Source organism: Cytobacillus firmus, from assembly GCF_023715565.1.
GTDB classification, from domain to species: domain Bacteria; phylum Bacillota; class Bacilli; order Bacillales; family Cytobacillaceae; genus Cytobacillus; species Cytobacillus firmus_C.
In genome coordinates this window covers 1-9,420 of the sequence record NZ_JAMBOJ010000103.1, presented here as the reverse complement: position 1 = coordinate 9,420, position 9,420 = coordinate 1, and the positions used below count along the sequence as shown (strand labels likewise).

The following is a 9,420-nucleotide window of genomic DNA, read 5'->3' as shown; positions in this document are numbered from 1 at the left end:
AAGGAAATTCACTGCCAAAAAATAAGAATTTAAAGAATTAATACCCTGAAATAAGAGAAAGGTGAATTTGAGCGCACTCAAATTCACCTTTCTTACTATCTGAAGCTAGTTTTGTCCCAGCCTCTTTTTGCAGTGCAGATGCTTGGCGTAAGGAATGCTTTAATTCTGATAATAACCCAGAAAAAAAATGAGTTTTTCGGTTTCATGCAATTAAGAAGGAAGTGTAGAAATCCGAGGTGGAAATGAATGAGTTAGATCAGCTAATATTCCCTGATACACAGAAGGAAAGAATGCTAGTGGCGCCTGATAATAAAATAAAGAGCAAACTCATAAAAACCCAAAATTTTTTTTGAGTGTTTCTTCCCTCTTTTAATCAAGTATTTCACTGGTTTTAACATAAAATTCCAATTATAACCAAAAAAACGCACAGTAACTCAAATTACTGTGCGTTTTTTTGACGTTTGCGATTGGTTTATAATTTTTCCTTGGAGTAGTACTCGTCAATTGCCCGAAGCCAATTAACACGGGCGATATTACCGGCCTTTTCTCTGTCTTTTTCTTCAAAAGCTTTTAATATATCTTCATGTTCTTCAATGGAACGTTCTTTTAGAATAATGGTTTTATTATAGTATAACCGCATAACATGAGCCTGCAACATGGATGCTGTATTTGAAATATAAAGATTCTGGGCAAGCTCGATAATGATATTATGAAACTTTTCATCTTGTTTCAATGCTGAGAAGGTATCTCCCGCCATTAAAGCTTTGGCGAATTTATGATTAATGTCCCTGAGAATATTGATTGACTCCTGGCTGATCACAGGAGCTGCCAATTCTGCGGCAAGGGCCTGCAGTACGCCTAAAGGAGGCAGGATTTTACTTATATCTTCCGGGTTAACTGACGTGACTTGAGTTCCCACACCAGGGAACATTTCGACAAATCCCTGAACATTCAGAAGCTGAAGCGCTTCCCTGATAGGGGTGCGGCTGACTCCTAATGCTTTGGCAAGGTCTGCATCATTCAATTTTTCCTTCGGCTGAAGTGTCCCGTCAATAATCCACTCCTGAATCTGAGAGAAAGCACGATCTTTAGCGGATACGCGGGTAGGTGATGAGTAATTAGAGGGTATTGGCATAGCTGTGACCACCTTTTCATTTCTAGCAATTTGCAGCGAATTTATAGTTATTTCCAATATAATATATATTTAGTATATAGAAGTATCTTGATAAATTCAATATATCGCATGATTCGACAAAAAAACCATGCGATATATTGCATAAGTATTTTGGATGTGTTATCTTGAGTTATGCGATATATTACTAGTGTAAAAAAATAAAATTAATACTGTACTATAATTTCAGAAAATTTAAATTTGATAGACTTTAAGGTTTAAAATCATGTTAACAGGAGGAAAAACATGACGAACAAAATACCATTCTCATTTATTGTGACAGTTGGTTTTATGCTATTTGCTTTGTTTTTCGGAGCAGGAAACTTAATTTTCCCTGCAATGCTGGGCCAATCGGCAGGAACGAATGTATGGTCAGCTAACGCAGGCTTCATTATAACAGGTGTGGGATTGCCTCTGCTTGGAATTCTGGCTTTGGGTTTCTCAGGGAAAAGTGATTTGCAATCACTCGCTAGCCGTGTCAATCCCTTATTCGGAATGGCTTTTACGGTAGCCCTTTACTTATCAATTGGTCCGCTATTTGCGATTCCAAGAACAGCTACAGTGTCATACGAAATCGGCATAAAGCCTTTTCTATCGGAAGCAAGCGGCTCTGTTGGCTTAATTATCTTTTCAGTTATTTTCTTCGGCGTTACAGCTTATTTTTCTTTGAATTCTTCAAAGATTGTAGATATTGTAGGAAAATATTTAACACCGATTCTATTAATTGTCATTGCTGTTTTGATCGGCGCTGCATTCATTAATCCAATGGGCGCATTCCAGGCTCCGACTGAAGCCTATATGAACGGTGCATTTTTTAAAGGGTTCCAGGAAGGCTATCTGACAATGGATGCCTTGGCAGCATTTGTATTCGGTATAATTGTCGTAAATGCTGTAAAGGATAAAGGCGCTGCAACCAGGAAGGATATCATGGTATCTATTGCCAAAGCAGGTTTAATTGCTTCCGGTCTATTAGCTGTCATTTATACATCACTTTCTTTTATTGGAGCGTCAAGTGTCAGCGGTCTGGGAGCGTTGGATAACGGCGGTGCTGTTCTATCAGGTGCCTCTACGCATTATTTTGGCTCATTGGGCGCACTGCTTCTAAGTGTCATTGTGTTTGGTGCTTGTCTGACAACCAGCATCGGTCTTATTACAGCTTGCTCTTCATTCTTCAATAAACTGATGCCAAAAGTATCTTATAAAATGTTCGTCGTTGTTTTATCCATCTTCAGTGCGGTTTTTGCCAACTTTGGATTAAGCCAGCTGATCGCCATTTCCGTGCCTGTATTGGTGGGAATCTATCCATTGGCGATTGCACTGATGGCTCTTACTTTCCTTCATCCGATCTTTAAAGGGAGGAAAGAAGTCTATCAGGGAAGCATACTTTTCACCTTCGTGGTAAGTTTGTTTGATGGTTTGAACGCAGCAGGCATTATATTTGCGCCAATCAATGACCTTTTTAGTGCAATCCTTCCATTATATGATGTTGGTTTAGGCTGGATTGTACCGTGCTTGGCAGGTGGTCTGATCGGCCTTGCCGCTGCAGCAATAAAGGACCGAAGACAGTCACATTCTTCTGAAGTGAAGAATGCGGCATAATGTGTGCAACCTCCAGTTTTCAGCTGGGGGTTTTTTTGTGGAAGGCTGTTTTCGCAAAGTTTGTTGCTATTTATATTATATTTACTGAGTTGATTGTAGTGGAAGGTGCGAGATCCTCGAAAATGCATGCGCATTCTCTTCGTGCGGTATTTACTCAAGGTAGCCCATTCAACGTCCTACGGGAGTAGCGGAACAGGTGAAACCCTACAGACGCGTAGCGTCGAGGATGCTCACCGCCCGCCCCGTGGTTCGCTGAGCATCCTCACTGCAATCAACGGACAACATTGATAAGCGAAAAACAACAATTTATACGAAAAGAGGCTTGTGGAAAGAATAATTACGAATATTAATTAGTGATAATTGACTAAATGTTCGTTTATGGCTTGTTTTTATAAGGGGAATTTGTTATATTAGCAACGTATTCTTATAAAAAACGTCACTCGTATATGCTCGGTAATATGGTCTGAGCGTTTCTACCTGGTTCCCAAAGAAAGAACCGGACTACGTGTTAAAGTATAGGAAACAGCTGTATTCTTTTTGCAGCGGCTTTAACTCTATGGTCTGGAAGGTAGAAAACATTCTGCTTTTTCAGGCCATTTTCTATTACCAGGATTTCGGGTGAATCAGCCAACAGGGGGAGAACTTACTATGAAAATGAAATTAGCATCAATCGCTGCCATCGCAGTCATGTCTGTATCCATGCTTTCCGCGTGCACTTCAGCATCAAAGGTTGAAACAGAAGCAGAAGGGGCACAAAAGCCAATTCTTATTCAAGGACCTATGCCAATTGAGGCGGGAAAATTTGCCCAGCGATTAGACAAGGTTAAAGTTGAAAAATCAGGGAATTTTGTTTTTTATAAAGGGAAATTGGACAAGTATCCAGTCATCGTTGCTAAGACAGGAAAAGGCATGGAAAATACAGCTGCCGCTACCGCGATTGCCATTGAAAAGTATGATCCCGCAGCAATCATCAATCAGGGAACATCCGGTGGCCATGATCCGAGCTTGAATGTGTATGATATTGTATTAGGCGAGAGAACAGTCAATATCGGATCAATGAAAACTGGAAATTTGGATGAAGGAGAAGGAATCGAACCAACCAATTGGATTCCGATGGACCTGATGGCTTCTGAAGGAAGTGCAGGGGAAGATCCTGATGCGGAAAAGATACGCTACTTTGAAGGCGATGAAGATCTGCTGGCTGCAGCCAAAGCTGTAAAAGATAAGTACACAAAAGGTAAAGTAGTTGAAGGAACGATTGGTTCTGCAGACTTATGGAATAATGAAGTGGATCGAATCAACTGGTTCCACGAAAACTACGAAACATCTGTAGAAGAAATGGAAGGTGCTGCAGCTGCGCAGATTGCAGGGGCATATGATGTTCCATTTATGGGAATTCGCGTCCTTTCCAATAACAAGACAAACGGTGGCAAATACGATCCCGACACTGCAGCAGCAAACCAGGATTATGTGTATGAAGTTGTAAAGCAGTATATTAAAGAGATAAATGGAAAATAATTTAGTCGTAGAAGGTAAAAATCGGGGCTGCTGAGTCAGAACCCGGTGCAACTTCGGACATAAAAAGCTAGTTCTAGAATCGTATGTCAGAACGCAGCTCAACTTCGGACACAAAAAACAAGAATCCCGAATTCTGTGTCAGAACCTGGTGCAACTTCGGACATAAAAAGCTGGATCCGGAATTCTGTGTCAAAACCCGGCGCAACTCCGAACACAAAAGGCGAGAATTTGGGATTCTGAGTCAGAAGCCCGGCACCGAGCCAATGAAATCCTTCACCAATATGATTTTGCAAAAAAAAGAGTCTTTCCCACTGCGGGAAGACTCTTTTTTAAGCTTCTAACCAGGTCTGCGACCATTTTTCTATTTCTTGCATTAATGGCTCCATGGCTTGGCCTTTTTCTGTTAGGGAGTATTCGATCCTTACAGGAGTTTCAGGGTAGACATTGCGTTTGACGATTCCCTCATTTTCCAGGTCCTTCAGCCTGTCTGAAAGAACTTTGCCGCTTATCCCGATAGAGGATTCGATGCTGCAGAACCGCTGTGGCCCGTTAAGTAATTGATAGATGATCAACCCGGTCCAGCGCTGGCTCAATATGCCGATGGCTTTCTCAAATCTTGGACAAATTAACGATTTCTCCATCCGTATCACTCCTTGTTTTCTTATTATAAGTATAAACCAAAAATAATTAAATAACTAATAATAAAATAGTTACTTGACGATAATTAATTTAAATAATATACTTACTTACATAAAGTAAGTTAATAACGAAACCACATTGTAGCAAATTAACACAATTAACATCAAATAAATGGGAGGAATTAACATGAACTTTCACCAAAAACCTGTAACTTTTGTTGCTCAAGTCCATATAAAAGTTCAGGATCTGCAACGGTCTCTTGCTTTCTATAAAGATGTAATTGGATTTAAAGTGCTATCCCAAACAGATAGGGTTGCCGAGCTTACTGCTGATGGCAAAACAGCTTTGCTTACGATTGAACAGCCGGAATACGCTGAACCCAAGATGGCAAGAACAACTGGCTTGTATCATTTCGCTCTGCTGCTTCCAAAGCGCTCCGATCTTGCAAAAATAGTGCGTCATTTCGTCGAGATCGGGCTGCAATTTGGATCATCAGACCATCTTGTAAGTGAAGCACTTTACTTGTCTGATCCTGATGACAATGGAATAGAAATTTACATTGACCGCAGTCCGTCTGATTGGACTTGGAATAACGGGGAAGTTATGATGACCGTCGATCCGCTGGACTTTCATGATCTGCTCTCCATTGGGCAGCAGCAGTCCTGGAAGGGCTTGCCCGCCGGTACGGTCATGGGACATATTCATTTACATGTGTCTGAACTGGCGAATACCGAAAAATTTTACACAGAGGGACTGGGGTTTGAAGCGGTCTGCCGATATGGAACACAGGCATTATTCATTTCAAACGGAAAATACCACCATCATATCGGTCTGAATACATGGAATGGAGTAGGGGCTCCGCAGCCTTCAGAGACTAGTGCTGGACTTCGATCCTTCAAGCTCATTTTTGAAAATGAAGCGGCTATCGACCAGGCAGTAGAAAATTTGAAAAAGCTTGGCGCGGCTGCAGCAGTTGAAAATAAACAGTTAATTACGCAAGACCCTTCAGGGAATCGAATTATTTTAGGAGTATAAATTATCATCAGGTGGTGTGAGTCATGGGTTTTTTTAATCAATTATTTGGGAGAAAATCTAAGGGGGAACAAACAATGAGGGAGACATTAAATATTGGAATTATCTTAGGAAGCACACGTCAGGGGAGAGTTAGCCCTCAGGTCGGTTCTTGGGTAAAAGAGATTGCCGATAAACGCGGGGATGCCAATTATGAGATTATAGATATCGCTGAATTCAAATTGCCATTCTTAGGTGAAGCGGATTCGCCAGGAATTGCTGCATGGAATGAGAAGCTTTATAGTCTAGATGGATTCATATTCATCGTTCAGGAATACAACCACAGTATTACAGGGGCATTAAAAAATGCACTTGATCTGGCCCGTGAGCCCTAGAACAATAAAGCTGCAGGAATTGTAAGCTATGGTTCAACCGGCGGTGCGAGAGCTGCTGAACATCTGCGCGGAATAATGGGTGAATTAATGATCGCTGATGTGCGCGTTCATCCAACATTGTCTTTATTTACTGATTTTGAAAATGGTACAGTATTTAAACCTCAAGATCTTCATCTAGATAATGTGAACGCAATGATTGACCAGGTGATATCCTGGAGCGGTGCATTAAAAACCATTAGATAGAACAAAAGCAGAGCCCTCGAGGTTCTGCTTTTTTAATCTTATTCTGAATAGTGGTTTTTAGGGTGGATTAAAAGGAAATAATGAAAAAAACAAAGAGAAGGGAGTGGTCCTGTTGTGGAATGCTGCATTTTGGGGCGCAGTATCAGGGTCAGCGGTCCTGCTCGGTGCATTGGCAGCGATGTTACTGCCCATCCGGAAAAAAATAATCGGTTATATTATGGCATTCGGTACAGGTGTCCTGATTGGTGCAGCTTCGTTTGAGCTTCTTGGGGAGTCTGTACACAACGGCGGTTTACTGCCGACCGGCATTGGATTTATGGCAGGTGCAGTCACCTTTACCCTCTTCGATATAGTGATTTCCAAAAAAGGGGCACAGCACAGGAAAAGGTCTGGCCATAAAGCAGCAGTAACCAGTGGAATTGTGCTTTTCGCGGGAACCATTATGGATGCCATACCAGAATCCATCATGGTTGGAACAAGTTTGCTTGAAGCCGATTCGGTCAGCTTTCTTTTGGTCACCGCTATTTTTATCAGCAACTTTCCTGAAGGGCTTTCAAGTACTTCAGGAATGAAAAAAAGCGGTTATTCCAAAAAGAAAATTATTCTCCTTTGGGGTTCGGTATTTGTCATTTCAGGAATGGCTTCAATGGCCGGTTACATTTTTTTGGATGGAGCAACAGAAGAGGTACTATCAGGGATTGCAGGATTTGCAGGCGGCGCGATTATTGCCATGGTTGCATCCACTATGATGCCTGAAGCCTTTGAGGACAGCGGTCCGGTTACCGGATTTATTGCAGCGCTCGGCTTGCTGGCTTCATTGATATTGGATTATTTTTCATAACATTTTCCCGGAAACACTTGAATGTTTGGCACCTCATATGGAAAAATGCAAAGCAGGGGGAGTTATTCATATGGAATAGCAGGAGGATGTGCATATTGGCATCGGCAGCAACAAAATGGTCATCGATTGCGGTATCAGGCTATATCATTTGTAAATGACATGCTCTTGGGTACTTTATTTATTGGAAGTATACTATTTAGTTTCTTTGTGGGAAGTAACGTGATGATCATCCGCCAGGCTTAAATTTATTGAAGGATCTTCACATTAATAGGTTATCGCAAATGGAAAAGGGGTTTTGCAGAACGTCAAAACGGCAATACTAGCGACATGGTTAAAAATATATTTATTTTTAAAGGAGAATCGAGATGGCAGAAGAAACAGATAAGGTAAGCAGTGTAAAGAAAGCGGATATTGGCGATACGATTAGCATCATTAGCGGTTCGGAAAAAGGGAAAAAAGGCAGAGTAGTTGTGGTACGGGATAACTCAGTCATTGTAGAGCTTGGGATTAATCCGAAAAAGGATGAGCCCATCAAAACGGTGATCAGCCATAAGCGCTACAAAGTCGTTAAATAAGGAGGAGGCGCAGGAATGAAATCTGAGTCGAAACAGAGCTCTGCCTCCATACCTCCTGATGTTCGTGAAAAAATTATTAGGTCAGACAGGGATGAAAAAGCAAAGCGGCAGCAATGATAAGATTTTCCATGATAGACGAATATGCTGTCATGGATTTTTTTTTTGAATAGGGGAGTGGAAGGAAATGCTGATTGGACGTATTAAAGAGATTGTCCGCTATCCGGTGAAAAGTTTTCATGGGGAAAGTGTGGATAAAACGAATGTTATGAGCTATGGACTGTATGGAGACCGCAGTCATGCCTATCTGGATGAGTCCAGGCCAGGGAAATACTTCACGATTACTCAGTTTCCGGAAATGGTGCGGTATAAAGCAGAGTTTATAGGTGAGGAAAATAGGAACAGATATCCGCCTGTTAGAATTACAGCCCCGGACGGAAAACAGGTCCCATGGGATGATAAACAATTGATTAAAGAAATAGAAGAACATTCTTCGGCAGAAATTACTCCTGTGCAATATAGTCCTATACATGTTCCAGAAGGAGCAATAGAAGAAGAAAATATTTTAGTAGTGACAGATGCATCCCTGAAAAAAATGAAACAGCTCTGGGGGAAAGGGGAGCTGGACTTCCAGCGGTTTCGTCCGAATCTGGTGCTTTCCCTGGTGAAGGATGAACCCTTTATGGAGGATCAGTGGTTTGGAAAGACGCTGAAAATTGGCAATGTGGAGTTAATAGTGAAGCGGCATTGCGAACGGTGCATGATTATTACCGTCGATCCTGAAAGCGGGGAAAGGGACCCAGGCCTCCATCAAAAGGTGATCAGTGAAAGGAATAATCACTTCGGAGTTTATGCCGCCGTCCTGAAAACAGGTGAGATCGCAGCAGGGGATGAGGTTTACCTTTTTGAGTGAGAACATGTAAACTAGATACAAATGTCTCCGGGAGTGAAAAGATGTTTCAGGCTATTATTTTATTTATATCGGCCGGTTTAGCCGAAATTGGCGGAGGGTATTTAATCTGGCAATGGATACGCGAAGGAAAGCCTTTCTTATGGGGAATCGCGGGCGGATTGATTCTGGCGTTATACGGTGTTATTGCCGCATTCCAGGCCTTCCCGTCCTTTGGAAGAGTGTACGCTGCATATGGAGGTGTGTTTATCGTTCTGTCCATTTTATGGGGATGGGGCATCGATAAAAAAGCACCTGACTTTTATGATTGGCTTGGCGCCGCGATTTGTCTGATAGGGGCGTCTGTAATCCTGTTTGCACCTCGTCATTAAAAATAGCCCAGTTGAGAACTGGGCTCAGTTTGTAGACAAAAGGGGTTCGGAATAGTCTCATTCCGGACCTCTTTTTTGAATTTTATTGGCTTTGAAGCATTTTCAGATGATGATAGACCTCTCCGAGGTCATCTTCTAGGCCATTTCTGG

The 9,420-nt window shown here is 41.8% G+C and carries 10 protein-coding genes, 1 pseudogene and 1 riboswitch; of the genes and pseudogenes, 8 read left to right on the top strand and 3 right to left on the bottom strand.

The features are described 5' to 3' along the window. Window positions 1-472: 472 nt before the first annotated feature. Window positions 473-1,135, bottom strand: a complete 663-nt coding sequence (locus M3205_RS24570) for a GntR family transcriptional regulator (protein ID WP_251172275.1) — start codon at window positions 1,133-1,135, stop codon at window positions 473-475. Between the two features lie 282 nt (window positions 1,136-1,417). Between M3205_RS24570 and brnQ the strand changes: the two genes are divergently transcribed. Beyond that, window positions 1,418-2,770 carry a branched-chain amino acid transport system II carrier protein gene (gene brnQ / locus M3205_RS24565; protein WP_251172274.1) on the top strand — a complete coding sequence of 451 codons (1,353 nt, stop codon included), beginning with the start codon at window positions 1,418-1,420 and terminating at the stop codon, window positions 2,768-2,770. A gap of 420 nt (window positions 2,771-3,190) precedes the next feature. Continuing rightward, window positions 3,191-3,294: riboswitch (purine riboswitch) on the top strand. Window positions 3,295-3,418: 124 nt separating this feature from the next. After that, the gene (locus M3205_RS24560; protein WP_251172273.1) at window positions 3,419-4,288 is read left to right on the top strand and encodes a 5'-methylthioadenosine/S-adenosylhomocysteine nucleosidase; all 870 of its coding nucleotides are present in this window, start codon (window positions 3,419-3,421) and stop codon (window positions 4,286-4,288) included. 98 nt (window positions 4,289-4,386) lie between these two features. On the opposite strand, the gene M3205_RS24555 is transcribed toward M3205_RS24560, so the two are convergent. Beyond that, complete coding sequence (locus tag M3205_RS24555; RefSeq protein ID WP_251172272.1) at window positions 4,387-4,581, bottom strand: hypothetical protein; 195 nt, start codon at window positions 4,579-4,581, stop codon at window positions 4,387-4,389. Between the two features lie 36 nt (window positions 4,582-4,617). Further along, a complete protein-coding gene (locus tag M3205_RS24550; RefSeq protein WP_251172271.1) occupies window positions 4,618-4,929 on the bottom strand; it encodes a winged helix-turn-helix transcriptional regulator in 312 nt (103 codons plus the stop codon). A gap of 184 nt (window positions 4,930-5,113) precedes the next feature. Here M3205_RS24550 and M3205_RS24545 point away from each other — a divergent pair, with 184 nt between their 5' ends. The 6 genes and pseudogenes from M3205_RS24545 (at window position 5,114) to M3205_RS24520 (ending at window position 9,270) form a co-directional block, all read left to right on the top strand. Then, window positions 5,114-5,962: a VOC family protein gene (locus tag M3205_RS24545; protein ID WP_251172270.1), complete on the top strand. Its 849-nt coding sequence runs from the start codon at window positions 5,114-5,116 to the stop codon at window positions 5,960-5,962. Between the two features lie 23 nt (window positions 5,963-5,985). Then, a pseudogene (locus M3205_RS24540) lies at window positions 5,986-6,576 on the top strand (NADPH-dependent FMN reductase). A gap of 112 nt (window positions 6,577-6,688) precedes the next feature. After that, window positions 6,689-7,417, top strand: coding sequence for a ZIP family metal transporter (locus M3205_RS24535; protein WP_251172269.1), 729 nt, complete (start codon window positions 6,689-6,691; stop codon window positions 7,415-7,417). 365 nt (window positions 7,418-7,782) lie between these two features. Then, window positions 7,783-7,992, top strand: coding sequence for a DUF2187 family protein (locus M3205_RS24530; protein WP_251172268.1), 210 nt, complete (start codon window positions 7,783-7,785; stop codon window positions 7,990-7,992). 184 nt (window positions 7,993-8,176) lie between these two features. Then, window positions 8,177-8,902, top strand: coding sequence for an MOSC domain-containing protein (locus M3205_RS24525; RefSeq protein WP_251172267.1), 726 nt, complete (start codon window positions 8,177-8,179; stop codon window positions 8,900-8,902). A gap of 41 nt (window positions 8,903-8,943) precedes the next feature. Next, window positions 8,944-9,270, top strand: coding sequence for a YnfA family protein (locus M3205_RS24520; RefSeq protein ID WP_251172266.1), 327 nt, complete (start codon window positions 8,944-8,946; stop codon window positions 9,268-9,270). Window positions 9,271-9,420 lie beyond the last annotated feature (150 nt).

Coding starts and splice junctions, on each gene's coding strand:
- M3205_RS24570 (WP_251172275.1), bottom strand. CDS start 1,135: ATGCCAATACCCTCTAATTACTCATCACCTACCCGCGTATCCGCTAAA.
- brnQ (WP_251172274.1), top strand. CDS start 1,418: ATGACGAACAAAATACCATTCTCATTTATTGTGACAGTTGGTTTTATG.
- M3205_RS24560 (WP_251172273.1), top strand. CDS start 3,419: ATGAAAATGAAATTAGCATCAATCGCTGCCATCGCAGTCATGTCTGTA.
- M3205_RS24550 (WP_251172271.1), bottom strand. CDS start 4,929: ATGGAGAAATCGTTAATTTGTCCAAGATTTGAGAAAGCCATCGGCATA.
- M3205_RS24545 (WP_251172270.1), top strand. CDS start 5,114: ATGAACTTTCACCAAAAACCTGTAACTTTTGTTGCTCAAGTCCATATA.
- M3205_RS24530 (WP_251172268.1), top strand. CDS start 7,783: ATGGCAGAAGAAACAGATAAGGTAAGCAGTGTAAAGAAAGCGGATATT.
- M3205_RS24525 (WP_251172267.1), top strand. CDS start 8,177: ATGCTGATTGGACGTATTAAAGAGATTGTCCGCTATCCGGTGAAAAGT.
- M3205_RS24520 (WP_251172266.1), top strand. CDS start 8,944: ATGTTTCAGGCTATTATTTTATTTATATCGGCCGGTTTAGCCGAAATT.